Annotated in this window: 23 protein-coding genes and 3 pseudogenes; 13 read left to right on the top strand and 13 right to left on the bottom strand. The window is 72.0% G+C overall.

The features are described 5' to 3' along the window. Nucleotides 1-68: 68 nt before the first annotated feature. Nucleotides 69-500: an ester cyclase gene (locus tag B4U46_RS30495; RefSeq protein ID WP_079432088.1), complete on the bottom strand. Its 432-nt coding sequence runs from the start codon at nt 498-500 to the stop codon at nt 69-71. A 31-nt stretch (nt 501-531) separates the two neighbouring features. Further along, nucleotides 532-936 (bottom strand): amidase family protein, encoded by a 405-nt coding sequence (locus B4U46_RS40710; RefSeq protein ID WP_107438352.1) that lies wholly within the window; start codon nt 934-936, stop codon nt 532-534. A 204-nt stretch (nt 937-1,140) separates the two neighbouring features. Between B4U46_RS40710 and B4U46_RS30505 the strand changes: the two genes are divergently transcribed. From B4U46_RS30505 to B4U46_RS30535, 7 genes are all read left to right on the top strand, one after another. Continuing rightward, nucleotides 1,141-1,548: a YciI family protein gene (locus B4U46_RS30505; RefSeq protein ID WP_079430843.1), complete on the top strand. Its 408-nt coding sequence runs from the start codon at nt 1,141-1,143 to the stop codon at nt 1,546-1,548. Nucleotides 1,549-1,952: 404 nt separating this feature from the next. Continuing rightward, on the top strand, nt 1,953-3,122 hold the full coding sequence (locus tag B4U46_RS30510) for an RNA polymerase sigma factor (RefSeq protein ID WP_079432089.1): 1,170 nt from the start codon (nt 1,953-1,955) through the stop codon (nt 3,120-3,122). Nucleotides 3,123-3,182: 60 nt separating this feature from the next. Beyond that, nucleotides 3,183-4,286, top strand: a complete 1,104-nt coding sequence (locus tag B4U46_RS30515; RefSeq protein ID WP_123995208.1) for a serine hydrolase domain-containing protein — start codon at nt 3,183-3,185, stop codon at nt 4,284-4,286. Nucleotides 4,287-4,493: 207 nt separating this feature from the next. Continuing rightward, nucleotides 4,494-5,693, top strand: coding sequence for a thiolase family protein (locus tag B4U46_RS30520; protein WP_079430845.1), 1,200 nt, complete (start codon nt 4,494-4,496; stop codon nt 5,691-5,693). A gap of 200 nt (nt 5,694-5,893) precedes the next feature. Then, the gene (locus B4U46_RS30525; RefSeq protein ID WP_079430846.1) at nt 5,894-7,333 is read left to right on the top strand and encodes an aldehyde dehydrogenase family protein; all 1,440 of its coding nucleotides are present in this window, start codon (nt 5,894-5,896) and stop codon (nt 7,331-7,333) included. 118 nt (nt 7,334-7,451) lie between these two features. Continuing rightward, nucleotides 7,452-7,862, top strand: a complete 411-nt coding sequence (locus tag B4U46_RS30530; protein WP_079430847.1) for a thioredoxin family protein — start codon at nt 7,452-7,454, stop codon at nt 7,860-7,862. 43 nt (nt 7,863-7,905) lie between these two features. Then, entirely contained in the window at nt 7,906-9,345 is a 1,440-nt protein-coding gene (locus B4U46_RS30535; protein WP_079430848.1) for a dihydrolipoyl dehydrogenase family protein, read from the top strand. A 15-nt stretch (nt 9,346-9,360) separates the two neighbouring features. Here B4U46_RS30535 and B4U46_RS30540 read toward each other — a convergent pair whose 3' ends face one another. Both B4U46_RS30540 and B4U46_RS30545 read right to left on the bottom strand, forming a co-directional pair. After that, the gene (locus B4U46_RS30540) at nt 9,361-10,113 is read right to left on the bottom strand and encodes an SDR family NAD(P)-dependent oxidoreductase (RefSeq protein ID WP_079430849.1); all 753 of its coding nucleotides are present in this window, start codon (nt 10,111-10,113) and stop codon (nt 9,361-9,363) included. Between the two features lie 929 nt (nt 10,114-11,042). Beyond that, nucleotides 11,043-11,693, bottom strand: a pseudogene (locus tag B4U46_RS30545) (phosphoribosyltransferase); the annotation flags it as partial. Nucleotides 11,694-12,005: 312 nt separating this feature from the next. Between B4U46_RS30545 and B4U46_RS30550 the strand changes: the two are divergent. Beyond that, entirely contained in the window at nt 12,006-12,770 is a 765-nt protein-coding gene (locus tag B4U46_RS30550; protein WP_079430851.1) for a metallophosphoesterase, read from the top strand. Here the strand turns inward: B4U46_RS30550 and B4U46_RS30555 are convergent. The 6 genes and pseudogenes from B4U46_RS30555 to B4U46_RS30580 form a co-directional block, all read right to left on the bottom strand. After that, the gene (locus B4U46_RS30555; protein ID WP_079430852.1) at nt 12,743-13,066 is read right to left on the bottom strand and encodes a DUF2087 domain-containing protein; all 324 of its coding nucleotides are present in this window, start codon (nt 13,064-13,066) and stop codon (nt 12,743-12,745) included. The genes B4U46_RS30550 and B4U46_RS30555 overlap by 28 nt on opposite strands. 99 nt (nt 13,067-13,165) lie before the next feature. Then, entirely contained in the window at nt 13,166-13,816 is a 651-nt protein-coding gene (locus B4U46_RS30560) for a hypothetical protein (RefSeq protein ID WP_079430853.1), read from the bottom strand. A gap of 160 nt (nt 13,817-13,976) precedes the next feature. After that, nucleotides 13,977-14,249, bottom strand: a pseudogene (locus B4U46_RS39415) (DUF6114 domain-containing protein); the annotation flags it as partial. Next, nucleotides 14,240-14,833, bottom strand: coding sequence for a DUF6230 family protein (locus tag B4U46_RS30570; protein ID WP_079430854.1), 594 nt, complete (start codon nt 14,831-14,833; stop codon nt 14,240-14,242). The pseudogene B4U46_RS39415 and the gene B4U46_RS30570, both read right to left, overlap by 10 nt. A 176-nt stretch (nt 14,834-15,009) precedes the next feature. Then, nucleotides 15,010-15,768 carry a MerR family transcriptional regulator gene (locus tag B4U46_RS30575; RefSeq protein ID WP_237293177.1) on the bottom strand — a complete coding sequence of 253 codons (759 nt, stop codon included), beginning with the start codon at nt 15,766-15,768 and terminating at the stop codon, nt 15,010-15,012. A gap of 63 nt (nt 15,769-15,831) precedes the next feature. After that, nucleotides 15,832-17,025 (bottom strand): methyltransferase, encoded by a 1,194-nt coding sequence (locus tag B4U46_RS30580; RefSeq protein ID WP_079432090.1) that lies wholly within the window; start codon nt 17,023-17,025, stop codon nt 15,832-15,834. Nucleotides 17,026-17,137: 112 nt separating this feature from the next. On the opposite strand from B4U46_RS30580, the gene B4U46_RS30585 reads away from it, so the two are divergent. The 3 genes from B4U46_RS30585 to B4U46_RS30595 all read left to right on the top strand — a co-directional run bounded on the left by B4U46_RS30585 (nt 17,138) and on the right by B4U46_RS30595 (nt 23,930). After that, on the top strand, nt 17,138-18,103 hold the full coding sequence (locus tag B4U46_RS30585) for a pirin family protein (protein WP_079430856.1): 966 nt from the start codon (nt 17,138-17,140) through the stop codon (nt 18,101-18,103). A 707-nt stretch (nt 18,104-18,810) separates the two neighbouring features. Then, on the top strand, nt 18,811-23,448 hold the full coding sequence (locus B4U46_RS30590; RefSeq protein WP_079430857.1) for a putative T7SS-secreted protein: 4,638 nt from the start codon (nt 18,811-18,813) through the stop codon (nt 23,446-23,448). Further along, nucleotides 23,448-23,930, top strand: coding sequence for a barstar family protein (locus B4U46_RS30595; RefSeq protein ID WP_079430858.1), 483 nt, complete (start codon nt 23,448-23,450; stop codon nt 23,928-23,930). Before B4U46_RS30590 ends, B4U46_RS30595 begins: the two co-directional genes overlap by 1 nt. 105 nt (nt 23,931-24,035) lie before the next feature. Here B4U46_RS30595 and B4U46_RS37635 read toward each other — a convergent pair whose 3' ends face one another. After that, nucleotides 24,036-24,350, bottom strand: coding sequence for a hypothetical protein (locus tag B4U46_RS37635; RefSeq protein WP_159402135.1), 315 nt, complete (start codon nt 24,348-24,350; stop codon nt 24,036-24,038). A 303-nt stretch (nt 24,351-24,653) separates the two neighbouring features. On the opposite strand from B4U46_RS37635, the gene B4U46_RS39425 reads away from it, so the two are divergent. Further along, nucleotides 24,654-24,899, top strand: coding sequence for a hypothetical protein (locus B4U46_RS39425; protein ID WP_237293179.1), 246 nt, complete (start codon nt 24,654-24,656; stop codon nt 24,897-24,899). Here the strand turns inward: B4U46_RS39425 and B4U46_RS30610 are convergent. Together B4U46_RS30610 and B4U46_RS37640 are read right to left on the bottom strand one after the other, a co-directional pair. Continuing rightward, nucleotides 24,896-26,110, bottom strand: coding sequence for an IS110 family transposase (locus tag B4U46_RS30610; protein ID WP_079430860.1), 1,215 nt, complete (start codon nt 26,108-26,110; stop codon nt 24,896-24,898). The genes B4U46_RS39425 and B4U46_RS30610 overlap by 4 nt on opposite strands. Nucleotides 26,111-26,423: 313 nt before the next feature. Next, the gene (locus B4U46_RS37640; protein WP_159402136.1) at nt 26,424-26,585 is read right to left on the bottom strand and encodes a hypothetical protein; all 162 of its coding nucleotides are present in this window, start codon (nt 26,583-26,585) and stop codon (nt 26,424-26,426) included. A gap of 118 nt (nt 26,586-26,703) precedes the next feature. Between B4U46_RS37640 and B4U46_RS36825 the strand changes: the two are divergent. Continuing rightward, nucleotides 26,704-26,865: pseudogene (locus tag B4U46_RS36825) on the top strand (pirin family protein); the annotation flags it as partial. Nucleotides 26,866-26,869 lie beyond the last annotated feature (4 nt).

The raw sequence follows: 26,869 nt of genomic DNA on the forward strand, positions 1-26,869 counted from the left end.
CTTCCGGGCGGCGGTACGGGCGCCGGGGCCACGGCCACGGAGGCCGGGGCCCGGGAGCGCGGCCCGGATCAGTCGGTCCGGGGCCAGTCCCAGCCCAGCTGGAGGAACAGGCCCAGCCGGTCGCTGACCGCGCGGATCTGCGAGATCCGGCCTCCGGTCAGGGTGAACAGCCAGATCGCCTCGTTCTCGAAGGAACGGCCCGTCGGCTCCGGCATACGCGGATGTGTGCCGCCGTGCGTACCGGACATGACCACGCGGGCGACGACCCGCTCGTCCTCCGCGACCAGCTCCTCCACCCGGACGGTCAGCGGATCGAACGCCGCCAGCTGCCGGCGCAGCCCCTCGAAGGCCGCACCCGGCTCGTCGGGCTCGCCGTGGATGATCTGGTTGTGGTCGATCACGTCCTCGGTCATGTACTGCGGCAGGTCCGCGGTGCGCCGTTCGCTGACGGCGGTGAAGAAACCGAGCACGGCCTGCTTGTTGTCGTCCTGCACGCCCATGGCGTGCACCCCCTGTCGATCATGGTGTGGATCAAGTCGCGGTGAGCTTAGGCGCGTCGGGTATGCGGGCGGTCAAGCGCGTGTCAACTGCCGTCAAATTCCAGCCTGATCGGCCAGTTCCGATCGGCAGACCCCCGGTGGCCAGTGCGCCGCCCAGCCCTCCGCCGTCTCCAGCTGCGCCGCCAGCGACAGCAGCCGGGGCTCGGAGTGCGCCGGGCCAAGCCAGCAACGGCAGCCGCTCGCCGCGGGCCAGCCGCCGGTCGGCGGCCTCCGCCTCGGCCAGTGCGGCCTCGGCGCGGACGATCCGGAAGGCGTTGAGGGAGGGCTGCGCGGCTGCGATCCGCGCCAGCGAACGCTCCGTCAACTCCTGTGCATTCACCCGCCCTTCGACCAGTGCCGTGGCCATCTCCGCGAGCCCTGAAACGGTGTCCGTCATCGGCTGCCTCCCCCCTACCGGTCGGTAATAGCGACGGTAAGCGCAAACGGTCCGGCCCGCACCCTCCCGCAGCGCCCCGCAGGGCGCTCCGGGACGGCCGGGAAAAAAATCTTCGGCGGAGATGTCGAGAACCCGGCGCCGGCTCCGTCCCAGGGGTGAACGCGGCCAGAATGGACGCGTCGGAACGGATCGAGGAGAACCGTCATGGCCAAGTACCTGCTGCTGAAGCACTACCGCGGCGCCCCGGCCCCCAGCAACGACGTCCCCATGGACCGCTGGACCCCGCAGGAGGTCTCCGACCACATCCAGTACATGCGCGACTTCGCGGCGAAGCTGGAGCAGACCGGCGAATTCGTGGACGCCCAGGCCCTGGCACCGGAGGGCACGTGGGTCCGCTACGACGGCGAGGGCCGCCCCGCCGTCACCGACGGTCCGTTCGCCGAGACCAAGGACCTGATCGCCGGCTGGATGGTGATCGACGTGGACAGCCACGACCGGGCCCTGGAGCTCGCCGCCGAGCTGTCGGCCGCCCCGGGCGCCGGCGGCCGCCCGATCCACGAGTGGCTGGAGCTGCGCCCCTTCATGTCCGAGCCGCCCACGATCACGGAGTGAACGGCGCCCCCATGACCCGCCCCGGCCCCACCGGCCCCGCCCCCGACACCGCCCGCGCCCCCGACGCCGCCCCCGGCTCCCGCCCCGCCCAGGACCCCGCGGTCCCGGGCGGGGCCCCGCCGCCCGCGACCGCCGCGGCGGGTGCCCGTCCGCACCCCGCGGCCGCGGCCGGTGCGCCGCCGCAACCCCCGGCCGCGGCCGGTGCGCCGCCGCAACCCCCGGCCGCGGCCGGGGCGCCGCACCCCGCGGCCGAGGCCGGGGCCGGGCGGGAACCCGCCGCCGAGGCTGGTGCGCCGCCGCACCCCGCCGCCGAGGCCGGTGCGCCGCCGCAACCCCCGGCCGCGGCCGGGGCGCCGCACCCCGCCGCCGAGGCCGGGGCCGCTCCGGCCGCCGTCGACGAGGCGCTGCTGCGCGAGCTCACGCCGGCCGTCCTCGGCATCCTCGTGCGGCGCGGCGCCGACTTCGCGGCCGCCGAGGACGCCGTACAGGAAGCCCTCCTCGACGCCCTCCGCACCTGGCCGGCCGACCCGCCCCGCGACCCCCGGGGATGGCTCGTCACCGCCGCCTGGCGCCGCTTCCTCGACGCCACCCGCGCCGACGCGGCCCGCCGGCGCCGTGAGGACCTGGCCGACCGCGAACCGGAGCCGGGCCCCGCGCCCGCCGCCGACGACACCCTCAGCCTCTACTTCCTGTGCGCGCACCCCGCCCTCTCCCCGTCCTCGGCCGTCGCCCTCACCCTGCGCGCCGTCGGCGGCCTCACCACCCGCCAGATCGCCCGCGCCTACCTCGTGCCCGAGGCGACCATGGCCCAGCGCATCAGCCGTGCCAAGCGCACCGTCTCGGGCGTCCGCCTCGACCGGCCCGGCGACGTGGCCACCGTGCTGCGCGTCCTCTATCTCGTCTTCAACGAGGGCTACTCGGGCGACGTCGACCTCGCCGCCGAAGCCATCCGCCTCACCCGCCGGCTCGCCGCCGCCGTCGACCACCCCGAACCGGCCGGGCTGCTCGCCCTGATGCTCCTCCACCACGCCCGCCGCGCCGCCCGGACCGCCCCCGACGGCAGCCTCGTCCCGCTCGCCGAACAGGACCGCGGCCGCTGGGACACGGCGGCCATCGCCGAGGGCATCGGGATCCTGCAGGCCGCACTGGCCCGCGACCGCCTCGGGGAGTACCAGGCCCAGGCCGCCATCGCCGCCCTGCACGCCGACGCCCCCAGCGCCGCGGAGACCGACTGGCCCCAGATCGTGGAGTGGTACGACGAACTCGTCCGGCTCACCGGCAGCCCCGTCGCCCGCCTCAACCGGGCGGTGGCCGTCGGCGAGGCCGACGGGCCCCGGGCCGGCCTCGCCGCGCTGGCCGATCTCGACCCGGACCTGCCCCGGTACACCGCCGTCGCCGCGTGGCTGCACGAACGCACGGGCGACCGGGCCGCCGCCGCCCGGCTGTACGCGGAGGCCGCCCACCGGGCCCCGACCCTGGCCGAGCGCACCCACCTCACCCGGCAGGCGGCCCGTCTCAACGCCGGCCCTCCCGTCCACGACGACCGCCCGGACCCGGGAACCGCCGGCTCTTGATCGACTGGCCGGGGCAGGGCCGCCGGAGCACCCTCGGTGGTAGGGAAGAAGGTGGTCCAGGTGCGTCGGACGGTGTCGTTGTGCGCGGCCGGGAGCGCCGTGATCATGGGCGTCCTGTCCGGTTTCGCGAGCCCGCAGGCGCACGCGGCGGCCGGCGACGGCGACCGCGACCGGCGCAGTGCGGCGGTCCTCGAACAACTGGTGCCCGCCACCGACGCCCCGGGCTGCGCGGCCGCGGTCGGGCGGCGCGGCGACGTCGTCTGGGAGGAGGGGAGGGGGAAGGCCGATCTGGCCACCGGACGCGACATCACCCCGAAGACCGTCTTCGACATGGCGTCCAACTCCAAGCAGTTCACCGCGGACGCCGTCCTCCTGCTGGCCGGACGGGGTCAGCTCACCCTGAACGCACCCCTGTCCGACTTCCTCGACCACCCGCCGGCCTGGACCCGGGACGTCACACTCGGCGACCTCATGCGTCATACCAGCGGCATTCCCGACTACCAGGACCTGCTGGAGGCCAAGGGCGTCAAGCTGACGGATCCGGCGGGCCAGCAGGAGGCGATCACGGCCATCCTCGCCTCCCGGCCGCAGGAGCCGCCCGGCAAGCACTTCGCCTACTCCAACTCCAACTACGTCCTCCTGGCGCACGTCGTCGAAAGGGTCACGGGCAAGCCGTTCGCGGCCTTCCTCCAGCAGGAGTTCTTCACCCCGCTGCACCTGAGCATGTCGGTCTCCCCGGCCGCGGACCTCCCCGGCAAGGCGAAGTCGTACGACGAGAAGGACGGCGCGTACACCCCCAACGCCTCCCCCTGGAAGCAGTACGGGGACGGGGCCGTGCAGACGACGCCCGGGGAGCTCGTCCGCTGGGCCGACAACTACCGCACCGGGCGCATCGGCGGACAGCAGCTCCTCGACGCAGTCACCCGAGGTGCGGTCGACGTGGGCGACGCCCTGAGCCGGCGGGGCGTCGAGGCGGGCCGGTACGGAGCCGGGATCCTCGTCCTCCCCGACAAGGGCCTGGTGCACCGCGGCGACTGGGAGCAGTTCCACAGCACCTTCGAGGTGAGCCCGGACCGGAACACCGCCGTCACGGTGGTGTGCAACACGGAAGCCCCCGACAGCTTCCGCGCCGCGAAGCAGCTCATGGACATCTGGGCCGGCTGACGCCCCCCCCGCAACCGGGCGGGCGGCCCAGCCCCCCCGCAAACCGCCCGGCCAGGGCCCCGGCCGCACCTGGACCCCGTTGACACGCAGTGACACCGCGGCGGAGACTGCGGGCGCGCCCCACCGGGCGTGCCCGGTGGTGTGCTCCGGTGCCCACATCGGCGCCCGCGCGCCGCCGATCGTACGGAGTCGCCCAGGAGAGCCCCCATGAGCATCCGCACCGTCCGCGACGTCTACGTCGTCGACGCCGTCCGCACCCCCATCGGCAAGTTCGGCGGCGCCCTCGCCGGAGTCCGCCCCGACGACCTCGCCGCGCACGTCGTGCGCGCCCTCGTCGACCGGACCCCCGACCTCGACCCCGCCCGCATCGACGACGTCGTCTTCGGCGACGCCAACGGCGCGGGCGAGGACAACCGCGACGTGGCCCGCATGGCCGTGCTCCTCGCCGGGCTGCCCGTCACCGTCCCCGGCGCCACCGTCAACCGCCTCTGCGGCTCCGGCCTCGAAGCCGTGATCCAGGCGGCCCGTGCCATCGCCCTGGGCGACGCCTCCGTCGCCATCGCCGGCGGCGTCGAGTCGATGACCCGGGCCCCCTGGGTGGTGCAGAAGCCCGAGCGCGCGCACCCCGCCGGGCACCAGCAGATGTGGTCCACCACCCTCGGCTGGCGGATGACCAACCCCCGCATGCCGGCGGAGTGGACCGGCTCGCTCGGCGAGGGCGCCGAGCTCATCGCGGAGAAGCACGGCATCACCCGCGAGGCCCAGGACGCCTTCGCCCTCGACAGCCACCGCAAGGCCGCCGCGGCCTGGAACGCCGGGCTGTACGACGGCGAGGTCGTCCCGTACCCCGGCGTGGAACTCCTGCGCGACGAGTGCATCCGCGAGGGCTCGACCCCCGAGGCCCTCGCCCGCCTCAAGCCGGCCTTCCGGACGGACGGCTCCGGCACCGTGACCGCCGGCAACGCCTCGCCCCTCAACGACGGGGCCGCAGCCCTCCTCCTCACCGACGAGGAGGGCCTGGCCGCCACGGGCCGTGAGCCGCTCGCACGGATCAGCGCCTCCGCCGTCACCGGCATCGAGCCCCAGTTCTTCGGCCTCGGCCCGGTGGACGCCGTCCAGCGCGCCCTCACCAAGGCCGGCCGCAGCCTCTCCGGCCTGGCCGCCTTCGAACTGAACGAGGCCTTCGCGGCGCAGGCGCTGGGCTGCCTGGCGGCCTGGCCGGAGCTGGACCCCGCCGTGGTCAACCCGCGCGGCGGCGCCATCGCGATCGGACACCCCCTCGGCGCCTCGGGCGCGCGGCTGGCGGGCTCGGTCGCCCACCAGCTGGCGGCCGCGGGCTCGGGCACGGGCATGGCGGCCTTGTGCATCGGCGTCGGCCAGGGCATCGCCCTGGTCCTGGAACGCTGAACGACACCCCCACCACGCCCCACCCACCCGGGCCGGGCCCTGCCAGGGCCCGGCCCGGCCCCCCGGCGTAGCGATCGTTTCCGGACAGCCCGCCGCACCAACTGCCCAATAACTGAACAGAATCCGGAGCCCCGGGTCTGGCACGATGGCGCCTGCCACCGCCGCCCCCGCCCCGCCCACCCCTCCGGAGGCCCCGCGTCATGCCGCTGCTCGATCCGACACTCTGGCAGGACGGACCCACCCTCACCGGCGGTACGGCCCCGGTCGTCGAACCCGCCACCGGGCGGACCCTCGCCACCCTCGACCTCGCCGCCCCCGCCGACGTCGCGGAGGCGGCCGTACGGGCGGCGGCCGCGCAGCGGGACTGGGCGGGGGCCGGTCACATCGGACGGGCCGCCGTGCTGCGCCGGGCCGGGGACCTGTTCACGGCGCACGCCGACGAGCTGCGGGAGTGGCTCGTACGGGAGTCGGGTTCGGTCCCCGGCAAGGCGGACTTCGAACTGCACGTCGCCGCCCAGGAGTGCTACGAGGCCGCCGCGCTGGCCTCCCGCCCGGCCGGGCAGGTGCTGCCCAGCGAGGCGCCCCGGCTCTCCTACACCCGCCGCGTCCCGGCCGGGGTGGTCGGGGTGGTGGCCCCGTTCAACGCGCCGCTGATCCTCTCCATACGCTCCGTCGCGCCCGCCCTCGCCCTCGGCAACGCGGTGCTGCTCAAGCCGGACCGCCGGACCGCCGTCTGCGGCGGACTCGCCCTGGCCGCCGTGTTCGCCGCCGCAGGGCTCCCGGCCGGGCTGCTGCACGTCCTGCCCGGCGGGGCCGAGACGGGCGCCGCCGTGGTGGCCGACCCGCGCGTGCGCGTCGTCTCCTTCACCGGGTCCACCGCCGCCGGCCGCTCCGTCGGGGAACTGGCGGGCCGTCACCTCAAGCGCGCGCACCTGGAGTTGGGCGGGAACTCGGCGCTCGTCGTGCTCGCCGACGCCGATGTCGAGGCCGCCGTCGCGCAGGCCTCCTGGGGCTCCTTCTTCCACCAGGGCCAGATCTGCATGACCGCCGGACGCCACCTCGTCCACGCCTCGCTCTACGACGAGTACGTGGAGCGGCTGTCCGCGCGTGCCGAGGCGCTCAGCGTCGGCGACCCGCATCGCGAGCGCGTCCACCTCGGGCCGCTCCTGGACGAGACCCAGCTGGCGCGGGTCCACGGGCTGGTCGAGGACAGCCTGGAGCGGGGCGCCAAGCTCCTCGCCGGAGGGACCTACGAGGGCCTTTTCTACCGGCCGACCGTGCTCGCGGGGGTCGGCGACGACACCCCCGCCTACACCGAGGAGGTCTTCGGCCCCGTGGCGCCCGTACGCTCCTTCACCACCGAGGACGAGGCCGTGGAGCTGGCCTCCGCCGGTCCGTACGGGCTCTCCCTGGGCATCGTCACCCGCGACGCGGCCCGCGGCCTGGAGCTGGCCGACCGCATCCCGACCGGCATCGCGCACGTCAACGACCAGACCGTGAACGACGAGGCGGTGGCCCCCTTCGGCGGGGTCGGCGCCTCCGGCACGGGTGCCCGCTTCGGCGGCGAGGCCAACCTGGACGCCTTCACCGAACTCCGCTGGACCACGGTCCGCCGGATCCCCGCCGGCCACCCCTTCTAGGGAAGCCGCAGCCGGAGCGGAATGCCACGGCGCGGCCGTTCGTTCCAGCAGGGCAAGTAGGACGCACCGCAGGACGTACGGCGATGCGGCGACGCAGCGACCAGGAGGTCAGGAAACCGTGGCTACCGTCGAGCTCACCAAGGAGAACTTCGACCGCACGGTCGGCGAGAACCCGTTCGTGCTGATCGACTTCTGGGCCGGCTGGTGCCGCCCCTGCCTCCAGTTCGCCCCCGTCTACGAGAAGGCCTCGGAGGCCAACCCGGACCTGGTGTTCGCCAAGGTGGACACCGAGGCCCAGCAGGAGCTGGCGCAGGCCTTCCAGATCACCTCGATCCCCACGCTGATGATCGTCCGGGACCAGGTGGCGATCTTCGCGCAGCCCGGCGCCCTGCCGGAGGCCGCCCTCACCGACCTGATCGGCCAGGCCCGGGCCCTCGACATGGACGAGGTCCGCCAGAAGATCGCCGCGCAGCAGCAGGCGGCGCCGGACGAGGAGGAGGGCGCCGCCCCCGGCACGCCGGAGGGCTGAGCTTGCCGGACGCGGCCCCCGTCCCACGGCGACACTGGACGGCATGACCGAACCGGTGGAGTACGACGTCGTGGTGCTCGGCGGGGGCCCGGCAGGCGAGAACATCGTCGACCGGACCCGCGCCGCCGGGCTGAGCACGGCACTGGTGGAGAGCGAACTCGTCGGCGGGGAGTGCTCGTACTGGGCCTGCATCCCCAGCAAGGCCCTGCTGCGCCCGGTGCTGGCGCGCGCCGACGCCCGCCGGGTGCCCGGCCTGGCCGGGGCCGTCTCCGGTCCGCTCGACGCCGAGGCGGTGTTCGCGCACCGCGACTACTGGACGGGCGACTGGAGGGACGGCGGCCAGGTCGACTGGCTCGATTCCATCGGCGCCCACCTGTACCGGGGCCACGGCCGCCTCTACGGCATCCGCAAGGTCGCCGTCACCAGCCCCGAAGGGGTGCACCACGTCCTCTCCGCGCGGCACGCCGTCGTCGTCGCCACCGGCACGCGACCCGTCCTCCCGGACCTCCCCGGACTGCACGGGGCCGGCGCGTGGACCAGCCGGGAGGCCACCTCCGCCCGGCACGTCCCCGGCCGGCTGCTGATCGTCGGCGGGTCCGTCGTGGCCTGCGAGATGGCCACCGCCTGGCAGGCCCTCGGCTCGCGGGTCACCGTCCTGGCCCGCGGCTCGGGGCTGCTGCCGAGGATGGAGCCCTTCGCCGGGGAACTGGTCGCCGAGGCCCTGACCACGGCCGGTGCGGACGTCCGGACCGGGGTGACCGTCGAAGCCGTCGTACGGGACGGGCCGACGGGCCCCGTCACCGTGGTCCTCGAGGGCGGCGAGCTGCTGGAGGGCGACGAACTGCTGATGGCCACCGGGCGCGCGCCGCGCACCGACGACATCGGGCTGGACACCGTCGGGCTGACCCCCGGCGACTGGATCGCCGTCGACGACGGCTGCCGGGTCGAGGGCCACGACTGGCTGTACGCCGTCGGGGACGTCAACCACCGGGCCCTCCTCACCCACCAGGGCAAGTACCAGGCCCGGATCGCCGGAGCCGCCATCGCCGCCCGCGCGGGCCGGGGGACCGGCGCCCCGGCCCCGGGCACCGCCCGCTGGGGCCCGTACGCCGCGACCGCCGACGCCGAGGCCGTACCGCAGGCCGTCTTCACCGACCCGGAGGCCGCGTCCGTCGGCCTGACCCTGGCGGAGGCCGAGCGCGCCGGGCGCCGGGTGCGGGCCGTCGACCAGGACCTCGGCAAGGTCTCCGGCGCCGGCCTGTACGCCGACGGCTACCGGGGGCGGGCCCGGATGGTCGTCGACCTCGACCGGGAGGTGCTCCTCGGGGTCACCTTCGTGGGGCCCGGCGCCGCCGAGCTGCTGCACGCGGCCACCGTCGCCGTCGTCGGGGAGGTGCCGATCGACCGGCTCTGGCACGCGGTGCCGGCCTTCCCGACCATCAGCGAGGTCTGGCTCCGGCTGCTGGAGGCCTACCGGGGCTGAGCACGCGCAGCCGGTTCACGTGCGCAGGTACGAGGCCCCGTTGACGTCGAGCACCGCCCCCGAGCTCCACCGTGCCGCGGGCGAGGCCAGGTACAGCACGGCGGAGGCGATCTCCTCGGGCTCGGCGACCCGGCCGAAGGGGCTCTGCGCACGGATGCCCTCGCCCTCCGCGCCCCGGAGCCGGCCGGAGACCCGCTCGGTGGCCACGAAACCCGGGGCGACGGAGGCCACGGTGATGTCGTGGGGCGCCAGGGAGACGGCCAGGGACTGGCCGAGGGCGTGCAGGGCCGCCTTGGTGGCCCCGTACGCCGGATGGTCGGGCTCGCCCCGGAAGGCACCGCGCGAGCCCACGTTGACGATGTGCCCCGGCCGGCCCTCGTCGATCAACCGGCGGGCCACGCAGTAGCTGACGTCGGCCGCGCCGAAGAGGTTCACCGCGGCCGTGCGCCGCCAGGCCTCCTGCCAGGCCGCGTACGAGGTGGTGGGCAGCGGGTGCGCGACCATCGCCGCGGCGTTGTTCACCAGGACGTCCACCCCGCCCAGGGCGGCGGAGGCTTCGCCCACCAGCTCCTCGACCCGCGCGGGGTCGCCGAGGTCGCCGGTGACCAGGACGTGGCCCTCCCCGTCGAGGGCCGCCAGGGTCTCCCGGGCCTCGGCGTGCGGGGCGGAGGCGTGGACGGCGACCCGGTCGCCCTGCCGGGCGAACGCGGCGGCGACGGCCCGCCCGATCCCCCGGGAGGCCCCGGTGACCAGTACGCCCCGGCTCATGCGGCACGCTCCCACGGGGATGTCCGCGAGGTCCCGCCTGCGCCGCGCCGCTCGGCACGCACGCTCGCCGCACCGGGCGCAAGACCGGGTACGTCCCCCTGCGCCCGGCCGCCGCGGTCCCCGCCCTCCGGGCGGACTGCGCCGCTTCGTGGCCGCCCCCTGGCCGGCGGGCTGGAGGGGATCACGGGCTGGGGCATGCGAACTCCTTCGGTGGCCGGCTCCGGGCCGGTCCCCGGCGCGCTGACCGCCCCATCTGATCACGAAGCCGCGCCCCCCTCACCCGGATTCCGTCCCCACCCCCACCCACCCTCCGCCGAACCTCCACCCGCCCCGGCACCACCACCGCCCAGGCCCGGATGCCGGCCCGGAGCCCACTGCCAGGGCCGCCCCGGCGGTGTCCGCCCGGGCCCCGGCCCGGGTGTGGCCCGGCTGTGCCCGGCCCGCTGCCGGGGCCAGTCCGGGGTTTGTCCGCCGGGTTTCAGCCGGTGTGCTTCGGCTGTGCACGGCCCGCCGCCGAGGCCACTCCGGGGGTGTCTGCCGGGTCCCCTCCGGGTGTGCTTCGGCTGCCCCCGGCCGCTGCCGGGGCCACCCCGGTGGTGTCCGCCCGATCCCGGCCGGGTGCGGTTCGACCGTCCCCCCTGCTCGCCGGCGGAGCCGCCTGGCGTGCGCGGCCCCCTCGGAGTGCGGTTCGATTGCCCCGGCCCGCCATCGGGACCGCCCGGCGTCCCCGGCCCCGTCAGGGCGCGGTCCGACTGCCCGGCCGTGCCGGGGGCAGCCGGTGTGCGCAGCCCGTCAGGGTATGGTCCGGTCGCCCGGCCCGCCGTCGGGGCCGCCTGGCGTGCGCAGCCCCGTCAGTGGGCGGCCCGGTTGCCCCGGCCCGCCGTCGGGACCGCCCGGGGTCCCCGGCACCGTCAGGGGGCGGGGTCCGTGCCGCTCGCCGCGCGGGCCAGTACGGCGACGACCTCCTCGTCCGGGGTCTGGGAGAAGTCCCGGTACCACTCGCCGACCGCGCGGAACCCGGGCCGTACGGAGGGGCAGACCACCTCGTCCGCCGCCCCGCGCAGCGCGGCGACCGCCTCGGGGGGTGCCACCGGGGCGGCCAGCACCACCCGCGCCGCCCCGGAGGCGCGGGCGATCGCGCAGGCGGCCGCGGCCGTGGCCCCGGTCGCGATCCCGTCGTCCACGACGATCACCGTCCGCCCGGTGAGCGGGACCCGCGCCCGGCCCTCCCGGTAGCGCCGTGCGCGCCGTTCGAGCTCCGCTTCCTCGGCATGCTCGACGGAGTCGAGGTCCGCCCGGGAGGCGCGGCTGTGGCGCAGGACGTCCTCGTTGAGGATCCGCACCCCGCCCTCACCGATGGCGCCGAAGCCCAGCTCCCGGTGGCCCGGCACGCCGAGCTTGCGGACCACGATCACGTCGAGCGGGGCGCCGAGGGCCCGCGCCACCTCGTACGCCACGGGCACACCGCCCCGCGGCAGCCCGAGGACCACGGGGTCCGCGCCCGCCAGATGACGCAGCGCGTCCGCCAGTACGCGCCCCGCGTCCGCGCGGTCGGCGAAGACCCTGCCGGTGAAGGACATGACGGTTCACCCCGTCCCGGGAAGCCCGTCGAACGGCCGCCCGTCGAACGGACCCCCTTCGAACGAACCCCATTCCGGGTCGTCGCGCAACCGCGGCCGTCCCGCGAGCGCGGAGAGAGCCGAGCGCGGCGCGGAGCCGAGCGGGGCGCGGAGCCGAGGGGACGAGCGCCGCGCCACCGCTGCGGAAAGGGCCCCTTACCCCCTCCCGCCTGGTCGGATAGGTTGAACGGGCAGGCCCCGGCCCTCAGGTGACCGACCGTCACCACCCGGCCCGCGGCCGGCCCCGTAACCGCGATGGAGGAGCCACCGTCCGTGATCGTGATAGCGCAGCTCAGTGACGTCCACTTCGACGGCGGCCCCCGGTCCGCCGAGCGCACCCGCGCGGTCCTGGAGTACCTGGACGCCCTCCCGTACGACCTGGACGCGGTGCTGGTCAGCGGGGACATCGCCGACAACGGGACCGCGGACGAGTACGAGCAGGCCCGCAAGCACCTCGTCTCGCGGCACCCGATGGTCGTCTGCCCCGGCAACCACGACGAGCGCACCGCCTTCCGCCGCGGCCTGCTGGGCGAGGAGGAGCCGTCCGCCGGGCCGGTGGACCAGGTGCTGCGCGGGAACGGCTTCGTGCTGGCCGTGTGCGACTCCTCCGTCCCCGGCGAGGACCACGGCCGCCTGGAGGACTCCACCCTGGAGTGGCTCGACGGCGTCCTCACCGGGACCCCGCACGAGGTGCCCGTCCTGGTCGCCTTCCACCACCCGCCCGTCCCGCTGCACACCCCGTACGTGGACGACATCCGCCAGTTCGGCGAGGAGCGGCTCGCGGCCCTGGCCGGACGCCACCCCCACCTGCGCGCCTTCCTGTGCGGGCACGCCCACACGGCGGCGGCGACCACCTTCGCGGGCCTGCCGCTGCTGGTCGCGCCCGGGGTGACGTCCACCCTGCGGCTCCCCTGGGAGGCGCCGGCCGGCCCCGACGAGCACGTGTACCTGGACGAGCCGCCGGCCGTCGCCTTCCACGTGCTGGGCGAGGACGCGCGGCTGACGACCCACTACCGGGTGGTCGTCGCCCGCCGGTAGCTGCTGCCGTCCCGGGTCCGGGTGAGGTGCCCCGAGGTGATCAGGTAGCGCCGCAGCGCCGAACAGTCCTCGTGCACGGTCCGCAGCGCGTCGTTCACCTCGGGCTCCGAGTACTCCCGGTCCGGGGCGAACAGGGTCTCGGTGAGGTGCGCCAGCAACTGCTCGCGCCGGGCGGCCTTGCGCGGGATGGCGACGAGACGGCCGCCGGAGAACAGGTCGCCGACCCCGCGCGGGGTGCGGTCGGAGGGTTCGTGCGTCCGAGCTGCGGCGCTCGGCTGATCGGTGTTCTGTGACATGCCCCCGAGCTTCGCCCGCCCGCGCGGCCGCGGCAACGCAATATCCGCCCCCGCCCCCACGGAGCGCGGGGGCGGGGGCGGCGGCGGGCCGGACGGCCGTCAGGGCGCGACGGTGATCTGCTGCGCGGGGTCGGTCGTGTCGGAGACCAGGTAGACCGCGTTGAAGGTGGACGAGGTCGCGCTGGTCGGGCAGCCGAAGCCGCCGGTCACCGTCACCGGCACGGCGGCGTTGGTGAAGGTCAGGCTGGACGGGGCCCCGTTGGCCCAGGTGCCCGGGACGCTCGCCGGGCCGCCGGGTGCCGCGGTGACCGTACAGGTGGCCAGGCCCGTCGTGTGCACGACCAGACCGCCCGTGGGCACCGTCATGGTGGCCGTGACCGGCGAGCCGTTCTGCATGGACACCGACCAGGCGCCGCTCGTGGTCACGGTCGGGGTCACGCCCGGCATGCTGGACGTGCAGGAGCTGTACGTGGGCGGGGAGATCGGCGAGGACACCGGCCCGGCCGCGTTGTGGTTGCCGGGGGCGGCCGGCACGGAGCCGGTGGAGACGGAGACCGTGCAGGTCACCGTGACCGAACCGGCCTTGAGGGTGGCCTTCCCGCTGAGGGCGGCCTTGAAGGCGTGCCCGGCGGGGGTGACGGTGGTCGACCCGGCCAGCGGTAACGGAGCGGCGTGGGCGGTGGTGGAGGCCACGGTCAGGGCGGCGGCCGCTGCCATGCCGAGGGCGAGCGCGGTACGCGTGCGGCTCATGGCTGTGCTCCTTGGGGATCGGGGTGCGGAGTGGGGGAGGTCCCGGCGGGGAGGGCCGGGCGGGGGCGGCGGAGCCCCCGGTGCGCGGGGCGGCGTGCGGCTGCCAGGCGAACATCAGCCCGCCGCCGAGGATGCCGAGCAGGGTGCCGATCAGGAACCCGCCGAGGTTCGACAGGACCAGCGCGGCGGTGGCGATCAGGGTGGTGAGCACCCCGGCGAGGGCACGCTGGCGGGGCGAGAACCAGGCGGTGAGACCGAGGACGATCATGATGATGCCCATCAGGACGGACGGGATCCCCGCGATGCCCTGCTGGAGCATGATCTTCAGTGGTGCCAGCGGAAGTACGCAGATCCACGCCCCGGCCAGGACGGCGAAGAGCCCGCCCCAGAAGGGCCTGCTGCGCCGCCACCGCCGCCAGCGGCTCAGAAGCATTCCTTCTTGCCCTTGCTGATGTTCATGCTCAGCCCGGACAGCTTGAAGGTGCCGGCGTTGGTCGCCCACGCCGTCTGCTGGAGGCTGCTGATGGTGACCTTGTCCGCCTGCTGGGCGAACAGGTCCTGCATGCCCTGCGCCTCGGCCGGGCCCTTGTCCAGGGTGGAGGCGTCGCGCCCGATCTCGATGTTCGTGAACTCCGCGTCACCGGCGAGCTGAGTGGCGTCCACGAACAGGTTGGAGGCCTCGACCGGGGCCTTCTTGCCGGCGGTCAGGTTGAGGGAGATGTCCCCGATGACCGGCAGGCTGGTGACCACCGACTGGCAGAGGCTGTGCAGCTTGGCCTCCTTGATGGCGGTGACGGCCACGGGGATCAGTTCCTGGCGGGCGTTGACGTCGACGCTGCCGTACTGGGCGAAGCCCTCCCCCTCCAGGCTCTCGGCCGACACCTTGAACTGCTGGCCCGACACCGCGAAGGAGGCGGCCAGCGCACCCTGGGCCAGCGCGATCCCCAGCCCAGCGGTCACCGCCACGGCGGGCACGGTCAGCAGCGCGAACCTGCGCCAGCGGACCCTGCCCTCCACTCTGCTCGCGGACTCGGCGCCGACCCCGCCCTCAGAATCGAATTCAGGTAAGTACGGTGAATCTGCCACGAGATCGTCCCTTATCTCGGCTGTGCACCTTTGTTACCGACGAGTTGAATGTAAGAGTGCCAATGGTGGTTGGCAAGGTTGTGCGAGTGCACCCTTTAGGCCGACTCCTACTGCTCCGTACGCAGCAGTTCGGCCACCTCGGCCTCCACCCGCCGCCCCATCGCCCGGGCGAACTCCGAGGCCACCACCTCACCCGCCACCGGCCGCAGCGCCGCAACCGCCTCGCGGACGTGATCCAGCTCGGTGGCCGAAAGCAGCCCCAGTCCCTGCGGGCCGATCACATGCCTCCGGAACAGTCCGACGAACCGGTCGGCCAGCGCCGCCGCCTGCTCCTGCACGAACTCCCCGGCGTCCAGGACCTCCCCGAGCGGAATCCCCTGACGCACCAGCGCCACCGTCGCCTCCAGCAACCGCCGGCTCGGATACGTCACCCGGTCCCCGTCGACCCGTACGTAACCCAGCTCGGCCGCCCGTCGGGTGTGCGCGGCCGTCGCCCCCGGGCCGAACAGCTCGCGCAGCTCGGCCCGGGTCATCGTCACCGGCTCCTCGCTCACCCAGTCCCGGGTCATCTCCCGCTCCAGGCCGAGGAGTTGGGACAGCCCGCCACCCTGCTCCCAGGCGGCCAGCAGTTCGCCGATCCCGTTGACCGTGTAGCCGCGCCCCAGCAGGTCGCTGATCAGCCGCAGCCGGGTCAGGTGGTCGTCGGAGTACCAGGCGATCCGGCCCTCGCGCCGCGGCGGGGGCAGCAGCCCGCGCTCCTGGTAGTAGCGCAGGTTGCGCACCTTCACCCCGGCCGCCCGGGCCACCTCCTCCCGGCGCCAGCGCCGCCGCCCCTGCCCGTCGTCCGTCCCCGCCCCAGTGCTCACGCGGCCGAGTGTAGGACCTACCGGCGGGTGTACCGGCAGGTCACATGGGGCGGCGGGGCCGCGTCACCGGGTGCGCTGCGGCGCCTCGCGCTTGACGGCCCGCAGGACCACGAACCGCGGTTCGCTCGCGGCGACTTCGCAGTTGCCGAAGAGCCGGCGCAGATGCGTGTGGTAGCCCATGTGGCGGTTGGCCACCACCCACAGCTCCCCGCCCGGGCGCAGCACCTTGCGCGACTGCGCGAACATGCGCAGCGCCGTCGCGTCGGTCGTCGCCTGGTGCGAGTGGAAGGGCGGGTTGTTGAGGACCAGGTCCACCGAGGACGGCGGCAGCATCGCCACCCCGTCGCCGACGAGGAACTCCGCCGTCCGCCGGCCCGGGCGGACGTTGGCCTCGTAGGTGGCCCGCGCCGAGGCGACGGCCTGGTACGACTCGTCCGTGAACACCACCTCGGCGTCCGGGTCGGCGACCTGCACCGCCGTGCCCACGACGCCGTTGCCGCAGCCCAGGTCCACGACCCGGGCCCCGTCGGTGTTGGTGGGGATGGACTGGAGGAAGAAGCGCGTGCCGACGTCCAGCCGGTCGGCGCAGAAGATCCCGGCGTGGTTGACCACGGTCAGCCCGGCGCCCGAGCCCCCGTCCTGGTCCACCGTGTACGTCAGCGGCCACGGCGAGGCTCCGGCGCCGGCCAGGACAGCGGGGTCCGGGGTGCAGAAGATCAGCCGGGCCTTCTTCTCGGCGAGGGAGGTCCGCGTCGGGCCGATGATCTGCTCGAAGAGGTCCAGCGTGGAGGTGTGGATCTCCTTGACCATGCCGGTGCCCACGACCACCGTGCCCTCGTGCAGGTGCGGGGCCAGCCGCCGGAGCTGGTCCTCCAGCAGCGCCAGGCTCTTGGGCACCCGGACGAGCAGCACGTCGATCCGCGCGGGCGGCGCGTCCCGCGTGGTCAGCAGGGTCACGGTGGACTTGGCGGTGCCGATGCCGGCCCGGTCGAGGTTGGCCTCGGTGGCCGCCCGGGTCAGCGCGGAGTCGGTGATCTGGGCCGGGTGGTGGGCGGCCAGGGCCGTGGTCAGCGCGCCCCAGCGGTCGCCGACGACCGTGATCTGCCCGGCGCCGGCCAGGTCCACCGGGCCGCGCTCGCCGGTGCCCGCGTCGAGGTGGCGCAGCAGGTACTCGTCGGCGGCGTCCCAGGCGCGGAGCCGGTCGCGCGGGTCGGCGGGGAAGCGGGTGAGTTCGTAGGAGCCGAAAGGCGTGGTCAGGCGGTTCATATCGGACCCAGGCTAGCCGAGGCGGCCGCCGGGCCCCGCACGCCGCGTCTTTCCCGGACGAGGAACGGGGGCAACCGGACCCGGCGGGGCTACCTTGTCCCGTATGAGCAATCTCGATCGCCAGCCGGCCCTGTCCTCCTGCGGCGGCCGCGGCTTCGTCGTGGCCGAACCGGTACGGGAGCTCCTCAGCCCGCGCACGGTCCGGCTCGGGGAGTCCACCGAGGTCCGCCGCCTCCTGCCGAACCTGGGCCGCCGGATGGTGGGCGCCTGGTGCTTCGTCGACCACTACGGCCCCGACGACATCGCCGACGAGCCCGGCATGCAGGTCGCCCCGCACCCGCACGCCGGCCTGCAGACGGTGAGCTGGCTGCACGAGGGCGAGGTCCTGCACCGCGACAGCGTGGGCAGCCTGGCCACGATCCGCCCGCGCGAGCTGGGCCTGATGACCTCCGGCCGGGGCATCAGCCACTCCGAGGAGAGCCCGCGCCCGCACGCCCGCTTCCTGCACGGCGCCCAGCTGTGGGTGGCCCTCCCCGACGCCCACCGCGACGTCGCCCCCCACTTCCAGCACCACGCGGACCTCCCGCAGGTCACGGCCCCCGGGCTCAACGCCACGGTCATCCTCGGCACCCTGGACACGGCGACCTCCCCGGGCACCGCCTACACCCCCATCGTCGGCGCCGACCTCGCCCTGTCCGCCGGCACCGAAACCCGCCTCCCCCTCGACCCGGACTTCGAGTACGCGGTCCTCTCCATGTCCGGCGAGGCCCACGTCGACGACGTCCCCCTCCTCCCCGGCTCGATGCTCTACCTGGGCTGCGGCCGCACCGAACTCCCCCTGCGCGCCTCATCGGACGCGGGGCTGATGCTGCTGGGCGGGGAGCCGTTCGAGGAGGAGCTCGTCATGTTCTGGAACTGGGTCGCCAGGAGTCATGAAGAGGTGGTTCAGGCCCGTGAGGACTGGATGAACGGAACCCGATTCGGCGAGGTTAAGGGATACGACGGCCCCCCCATCCCGGCCCCCGAGATTCCCTCAACTCACTTGAAACCGCGGGGTCGTGTGCGATGACTATGTGATCGTTCGGAATTGACGTCCGGGCCTTGCCGAGGAGAGGCACAGCTCCCTGCACCGTCTCGACGAGCACAAAAGTATCGCGGAGTGGGTCTGTGTTGTCGTGGAGGTGGTGGCTGACTCAGTCCCTCCTCAAAGCCGAGCGGGTGCCTTCGGTGATCGAAACCAACCATGCTGCGATCACGCCGCGCCGGTGATTTCCCGCCGGCGCCGGATGCCGGCTGCGAGTGCCCGGAGGCGGGCGACTCGGTGGGCGCCCCTGCGGTCGCGGATGAGCAGGGGATGTTCTCCGTCGGCGCCGGCGACGACGCGTTCCGGCGCGGGCCCAGGCTGAGCGGCGGTGGACAGCGCTTGCGGTGATCGGGAGCGCCGCGGCTCCCACCCCACGCGTCCCGCTGCCCCTGTCACGAGTACGTCCGTCTCGATCCGGTTGTCTGGGAGCGGGCATCGACCTGCGCGTCGAGCCCATGGCCGGGAGGCGTGCGGGCGATCCGCGCGGTCGTTGCCTTGGGCACGATCAGGGAGGCGGTGGTCAGCTGGGCCCGCGATGAGCGGACGGCAGTCCTGGGCGAGCGCCTTGTCCGACTCCGGCTGCGCCGCCGAATGGAACCGTGGACGGTGCAGGCGCGCCGGGCATCTAGGAACCTCGCCGCGTCGATTCGGCATGTGGAACGGCACGATCCTGGCTTTAACCCCAGGACTTCATACCGGATGTCGTCGAGGACAAGGTCGAGCAGGGGATCGAGAAGGTCGGCGACTTTGTCGAGTGGGGTGGCAGCAAGGTCGCCGGCCTTGCCGACGAGGTCGGACTGGAGCAAGCGGGCGACTGGATCCGCGACAAGTCCCGCTCTGCTGCCAACCAGCTCGGCTCCGACGTCGCCGAGCTGGAGCTCGGGCAGACCGACGACCCGAAGAAGCTGGTCTATGGCAGCGTGGCCAAGATCCATGCCCAGGTCGGGCACCTGAACGACTTCAAGACGGCCTTCGAATCCGTCGGCAACGGCCTGAAGAACCTGACCGAGCCCGACGGTCTGAAGGGCCAGGCGGCCAAGGCGTTCCGGGAAGCGCTGGCGAAGCAGCCACCGCGCTGGTTCAAGGCGTCCGAGGCCTTCGGGAAGGCCGCGGACGCAATGGGCCGCTTCGCGGAGACCGTGGAATGGGCCCAGGGTCGAGCCAAGGAGGCTCTGGAGGACTACAACAAGGCGAAGAAGGTGTCCGAGGACGCCCGCAACGCCTACAACAAGCAGGTCAACGAGTACAACAGCGCTATCACAGCCAAGAAGGAGCACCTCCCGCCCCGCCCGGCCGAAACGTTCGACGACCCAGGCAAGCCGCTGGCCGCGGTAGCGCAGGACAAGCTGGACAACGCACGCAAGCAGCGCAACGAGCAGGCACAGGCCGCCGCGGCCGCGGTCCGCGCCGCGCGCGACGCCGCTCCGCCCAAGCCCTCGTACGCGGGTCAGCTCACCGACGGCATCGCGTACATGCAGCTCGCCAATAACCACTTCGTGGGCGGCATCATCCGGGGTGCAGCAGGCACCGCCGACTTCGCCCGCTCCCTCAGCCCGCAGGATCCGTACAACCTCACGCATCCCACCGAATACATGACGCACCTCAACTCCACGGCAGCGGGACTCGTCACCACGGTCAACGACCCATGGGGCGCTGGGAAGCAGATGCTCGACGAGTTCATGAAGGACCCCGCCGAAGGCGTCGGCAGACTCGTCCCCGACCTGATCGGTTCCAAGGGCATGGCCTCCTTCAAGGAAGCCGGGGCAGCCGCGAGACGCTTGGACGATCTGAAGTCTCCCCGCCGTGGGGAGCATGAACGGAATCCGGAAAGCAGCGCCACCCGCTGCAAAGAGACCGTGTGCAAGAGGGACCCGGTCGATATCGCGACCGGCCGCATGCTGCTGCCCACGACCGACATCGCTCTGCCCGGCGCCCTCCCCCTCGTGTTTCGGCGCACCTTCGACTCCTCGCGCCGCTCCGGGCGCTGGTTCGGGCCAACTTGGTCTTCCACGGTGGACCAACAGCTGGAGATCGGACCCGAGGGCATTATCTTCAGCTGTGACGAGGGGAGCCTTCTCGCCTATCCCCACCCAGCCCCCGGGATCGCGGTGATGCCCACACACGGCCGGCAGTGGCCGCTGGAACGGGTCCCGGGCGGTTACACGATCACCGATCCTGACACCGGCAAGGCCTGGCACTTCACCGATCACACGGACGAGACCGCGCTCCTGGCCCAGATCGACGACCGTAACGGCCGCTGGATCAGCTTCGAGCACGACGAGTCGGGCGCCCCGACAGCGATCGTCCACCACGGCGGCTACCACCTGAAGCTCACGACGGCCAAGGACCGCGTAACGGCCCTCCACCTCGCGGGAGCCGCGAAAGACGGATCCGATCAGGAGATCGTGCGGTATGGCTACGCCGACGGTCATCTCACCTCGATCATCAACTCCTCTGGCCTTCCTCTGAGTTATGGCTGCGACGAACACGGCCGCATTACCTCGTGGACCGATACCAACGAATGTCGCTTCGACTACGTCTATGACGATCAGGACCGCTGCATCTACCAGTCGGGCGCGAACGGGCACCTCGAGTCCACCTTCACGTGGGACGGCGTCGACCCCGCAACGGGGCTCCGCGTAACTACCGTCACCAGCGGTCTGGGGCACACCGAGCGGCACTTGGTCAATGACCGGTCACAGGTGGTTGCCGAGATCGACTCTCTGGGCGCGGTCACCCGCTTCGAATACGACCGCTACAACCGGCTGCTGTCACGCACTGATCCGCTGGGCCACGTCAGGCGTTTCACCTATGATGAGAACGGCCGGATGATGGTGGTGGAGCGGCCGGACGGACGGCAGGCGCGGGCCGAGTACAACGATCTCGGGCTCCCGATACGCATCGTCGGCACCGACGGCAATATCACGCGGCAGAGTTTCGACCAACGCGGCAACCGGATGTCGATAGCTGAGCCGTCTGGGGCAACGACTCATTTCGCCTACGACGGAGCCGGCATCGTTACCTCCGTCACCGATGCGCTCGGGCACACCTCGGCAGTCATTTCCGACAAGGCCGGTCTGCCCCTGGCTATCACCGATCCGCTCGGGGCGACCACGTGCTACAAGCGTGACGCCTTCGGCCGACCCGTGTCGATCTGCGACCCGCTCGGCGGTGTCATTCACCTGGAGTGGTCGGTCGAGGGCGAACTCACCCGCCGGGTCGAGGCCGACGGCAGCGAACAGTCCTGGACGTACGACGGCGAGGGCAACTGCGTTGCCCACGTCGACGCCCTAGGCGGCGTCACCAGCTTCGAATACACGGACTTCGACCGTGTGACAGCCCGCACGGGTCCGGACGGTGCCCGCTACGAGTTCAGCTACGACACCGACCTCCACCTCACCCAAGTCACCAACCCCCAGGGGCTGACATGGGATTACGTCTACGACCCGGCCGGTCGGGTCATATCTGAGACCGACTTTGATGGCCGGACGCTGACGTACGGACGGGATGTGGCGGGACGGCTCGTGTCGCGGACGGACGCGCTCGGCCAGACCATCTGCTATGAGCGGGACGAGCTGGACCGCGTCGTCCGCAAGGACGCTGCGGGCGCTGTGACGACGTTCGAGTACGACACGGGCGACCAACTTGCGGAAGCGATCAACGTGGATGCCACGATCACGCGTCTGCGCGACCGGTACGGCCGCCTCAAGTCTGAGACCGTCAATGGCCGGACGACGGCGTACGCGTACGACGAGCTCGGCCGCCGTACCGGCCGCACGACCCCGACTGGGGCGGTCAGCACCTGGACCTACGACGCTGTCGGCTGCCGCACCTCCCTGACCACGTCCGGACGCACCATTACCTTTGATTACGACGAGGTCGGTCAGGAGACCATCCGACGGATCGGCGACGCAGTCGTGCTGTCGTCCCAGTACGACCAAGGGGGTCGCCTCACCACCCAACACGTCACCAGCGTGGGCCGCGGCATCCAGCGCCGCGACTACAGGTATCGCGCGGACGGCAACCTGATCCGCATAGACGACCAGCTGATGGGCCCGAAGACCTTTGATCTGGACGCGGCCGGCCGGGTGACTGCCGTCCGGGCAGAAGGGTGGACCGAGCGGTACAGCTACGACGAGGCAGGGAACCAGTTGGCCGCCTCCTGGCCGGCGCCCCATCCCGGCCAGGAGGCCGTCGGCCCGCGCGAGTACACCGGTACGACGATCACTCGCGCGGGCAGGATGCACTACGAGCACGACGCACTGGGCCGTGTCACCCTGCGCCGGAGAACCCGCTTGTCCGGCAAACCGGACACCTGGCGCTATGAGTGGGACGCCGAAGACCGCTTGCGTTCGGTGACCACCCCCGACGGTGCCGTGTGGCGCTACGCGTACGACGCCCTGGGTCGCCGTATTTCTAAGCAGCGCCTCGCCGCCGACGGCATGACGGTGCTCGAACAGGTCACGTTTACCTGGGACGGTACCATCCTGTGCGAAGAGACAACGGAATCGCCGGACCTATCCCATTCGGTAGTCCTCACATGGGACCACAAGGGTCTACAGCCGCTGACTCAGAGCGAACGCCTCCTGGACCGAGAAACGCCCCAAGAGGTCATCGACGCTCGTTTCCTCACCATCATCACCGACCTGGTGGGCGCCCCCTCGGAACTGCTCGACGAATCCGGAACACTGGCTTGGCGTACTCGCACTACCCTGTGGGGCACCACCACCTGGGCAACCACCAGCACGGCCTATACCCCACTCCGCTTCCCAGGGCAGTACTTCGACCCGGAAGCCGGTCTCCACTACAACTACTTCCGCCACTACGACCCCGAAACTGCGCGCTACCTCAGCCGTGACCCCCTGGGTCTCGCCCCGGCCCCCAACCCCGCAGCCTATGTCCCCAACCCTCACACATGGGTCGACCCCCTGGGCCTGGCCGGCTGCCCGGACCTTACCAAGGGAGCAACGCTCGGGGATGTGGACAAGGTTCACGGTTGGGTGCCTCACTCCATCCCTGAGGAGTCAATGGAAGTCCTCCGGGACATGGAGAAGTACAATTTCGCATATGGAGGTGGGCCGGGCTTCTTTGGGCCGAAGTGGTGGACTGAAACCTTTGAAAACAGCGGCAAAAATGGTGGCTACCAACTTCCTACCCACGAGCCCTCAGGAAAGCCGATTACCTATCAGGAGTATGGGACCTACCCGTCACCGGATAATCCCAAGCCCGGCGGTGAACGCTGGGTGTTTGGTAGCGACAAATCTGCCTACTATACTCCAACTCACTACCAGACGTATATTGTGGGCAGAAGTCCCAGTTGGGTGGAGTGATGACAGAAGAGACGTCAGCAATGCACATCGCCCCGTGGATGCACATCATCACGCCTGGCGGTGGCCTGCAGCTCGATGAACTCCTGCCTGTGTCCGGCAACGTTTACGTGGCGCGTCTAAATGGGCAAGATATGCCAGATGAGATTGCGGCTTTTCAGAAATTTGATGAATTGCTAAAGTTTCCCGAATATTTTGGATGGAACTGGGACGCCTTCTACGACTGCCTTCGTGACCTTCAATGGCTTTCGTCGGATTCCCATGTCCTGATCATCGAGTCCGCCGAAAGTGCCCTTTCCGATGATGAGGCTGCTCGCGATGAGTTCTTCAGAACCCTCTGGCGCGCTGGCCAACGGTGGTCCTACACTAAGCGGCCCGAAGGTGTGACGCTTAGTAAGTTCTCCGTTGTCCTGTCATGTGACAAGGAGTCCGCATACAACCTCGCGAAACGGCTTGGGGAGCTTCAGGGATCAGTCGGTTCCTAACCTCCATCCTTTGTGACGGGCCGCCGGATTCTCCGGCGGCCCGTTTGGCTGGCCAGGCCGCTCGCGGGCATGTCGGGGTCCGGCTACCGCGTAGCCGGTTAGTCGTCAGACGCATTCTTCCGCCGACCGGTGAGTGCCCGGTCGGCCCGCCGCTCCGACAGAAACAGTTCGTCGTCTTGGGCGGGTAGGGCAGGGACGGCCGTCGACCGTTCCGTGCGTCTCCGCGTATCGCTCGATGGTCTCCTTCACCTGCGGGGGCAGGGGGACGTCCCGGTACTCGCCCTTCTTGCGGTGCTTGAGGCGGTCGTACTGCTTGGTGGTGCGGTTGACCTGTTCGGTGACGTGGTAGGTGCCGGCGGCAACGATGTTGTTGAGGTTGACGACTGCCGCTTCGCCGTTGCGTAGGCCGCAGCCGCTCATGAGGGTTGGAAGGTGTCGTCGCCGACGGTGCGCAGGACGCGGAGTTGTGCGGGGGGGTGCCCCTATGTCTTTGGTCAAGCTGGTCGGGTGTGAGCTCGGGGCGTCTGGAACGATGTGTCCGTGCATGCTGATGACCAGGTTGGTGAGGGCGTCCCCGCGGAGCTCGCGGTGTTCCTGCGGGGTGCGGTTGACGGCCGCCCGGTGAAGATCGCTCCTTCCGGGTGTGGATGCGGCGGCCGTGTGTTCTTCGTGTTGGTCAATGCGTCCGGAGCGGAACGGGAGTGCTCTGGCTGCGGCAGCCGCGTGTTCATCGCGGATAGCGAGGAGTACTGGAACGAGGAGTCCTGGGAGGACGACGAGCCCGGTGCGGCCGGCTGCCCCTGCGGGAGCGAGGAGTTCGAGGTCGCGGTCGCGTTCTCACTCGGCGACGATGGATCGGTCCGCTGGGTGACCGTGGGCCTGCGGTGCATCAAGGACGGATTCTGCGGGGTCTATGCCGACTGGAAGATCGACTACAGCCCCACGGAACACCTCTTGACCATGGTCTAGGTCTGCGGAGCGACGGCCCGGACCGGCTGCGGTTCGTAGAAGGTTCCGTCGCGGAGCATCGCGAAGAGGACGTCGGCCCGTCGTCGGGCGAGGCAGAGCAGAGCCTGGGTGTGGTGCTTGCCCTGGGCGATCTTCTTGTCGTAGTAGGCCCGGGATGCCGGGTCGCCCAGGGCCGCGAACGCGGAGAGGAAGAAAGCCCGTTTGAGCTGCTTGTTGCCTCTCCTGGAGGGTTGTTCGCCGCGGATCGACGACCCGGAACTGCGGGTCGCCGGGGCGAGACCCGCGTAAGCGGCGAGGTGGCCGGAGGTCGGGAAGGTGCTGCCGTCGCCGACCTCGATCAGGATGCGGGCTCCGGTCCTGACGCCGACTCCCGGCATCGACGTCAGGACCTTCGAAAGAGGGTGGGCGTCCAGGAGTTCTTCGATCCGCCCGGCCAGCAGTTTGCGCTGGTCGAGGACTGCGGCCAGAGATCCGGCGAGGCTCGGGACGATCAGTGCGGCCGCCTCGGTCCCCGGGACGGTCACGGTCTGCTCGTCCAACGCGGCGAAGATGTCCTCGACCAGCCGCTCGGCCATCCGCGGCGCCTTCGGCCGCAGCAGCGTGACCAGCCGCCGTCGGCCTGCCTTGCGTATCTGTGCCGGTGACCCGAACCGCTCCAGCAGCGTGAGGACGGCAGGGTGCTGCAACCGCGGTCCCAGGACCCGTTCCAGCGACGGATGGATCTGGGTCAGCAGGCCGTGCAGGCGGTTCGCGATCCTGGTGGCTTCGCCGGCCAGGTCGTCGTCGAATCCGACGATCATCTCCAGCTCGGCGATCGTCTCGTCCTCGCCGTCGATCGCCCGCAGCGTGTGAGGCATCGCGCGGGCCGCGTCGGCGATGATGAACGCGTCTTTCGCGTCCGTCTTCGCCTCACCGGGATAGAGGTCGGCGATCCGCCGCATCGTCAGCCCCGGCAGATAGGCGACCGGGCAGCCCATGTCCCTCGCGACCGCCAGTGGCAGGGCGCCGATCGAGGCCGGCTGGTCGACCACGACCAGCACCGTTCCGTGCTTGGTCTGCAGCTTGGCGAAGAGCTCGCGGAGCTTGGGTTCGGTGTTGGGTAACCGCTTGTCGAAGGCCTTCTTGCCGGCCGGGGTGACGGCGGTGGCGTGGTGTTCGCCCTTGCCGACGTCCAGGCCGAGGAAGACGTCGATGTTGCCGGTGTCGATCACGTGCAGGCCCCTCCATCACGCTTTCGTCCGGCCTTGCCTCGGCACCGAGCTGCCACATCCACGTTACGGAGAGCTCTTCCGGCTCGGGTGAAGCCGGTGCTCAAGCCCCTCATCAGCGGTCCGTCGATGCCTCCGGGCCCGGTGACACCACCCCCCGGATCATCAACAACAAGGGGGGGAAGTCATGCCGGACCCGAAGGCCGGAGGCCCCATTGCGGAGCCACGAAAAAGGTAACGGGGGGGGGAGAGAGAGAGAGGATGACGGCGCGTTTGGGGTCGTAGACGGGGGCTTGGACGCCGAGGAGGATGGCTTTTAGCTTGTCTCAAGGTGCCTTACAGAGGCCGGCGCGAGGTGGCGCTGGCCCTGCTTCCACTCCCGGGTGTACTCGCGGAAGGCCATGGGGCCGTAGTTGGCGATGCGCTCGGTGCGGGTCTGGTTGGCCGGGGCGGACTTGCGCTCGTTGTAGACAGCCACCAGGCGGGTGATGGCTGCCTCCCGGCTGGTGAAGTGCCCATGCCGTGTGCGAGAGCGGCTGGTGCCATCTGTGTGACGCTCCTCGGACCGATGCTGACGATTTGCTGACCGTCACCGGTTCTGGAACTGGATCGGATGGTTCCACGGGGAGATCGTCCAGGCCCGCGAGGACTGGATGACCGGCACCCGCTTCGGCGAGGTGAAGGGCTACGACGGCCCTCCGATTCCATCCCCCGAGCTGCCCCCGACCCACCTGAAGCCCCGGGGAAGGGTGCGTTGACCTG

The sequence above is a fragment of the Streptomyces katrae genome, from assembly GCF_002028425.1.
GTDB lineage: Bacteria > Actinomycetota > Actinomycetes > Streptomycetales > Streptomycetaceae > Streptomyces > Streptomyces katrae_A.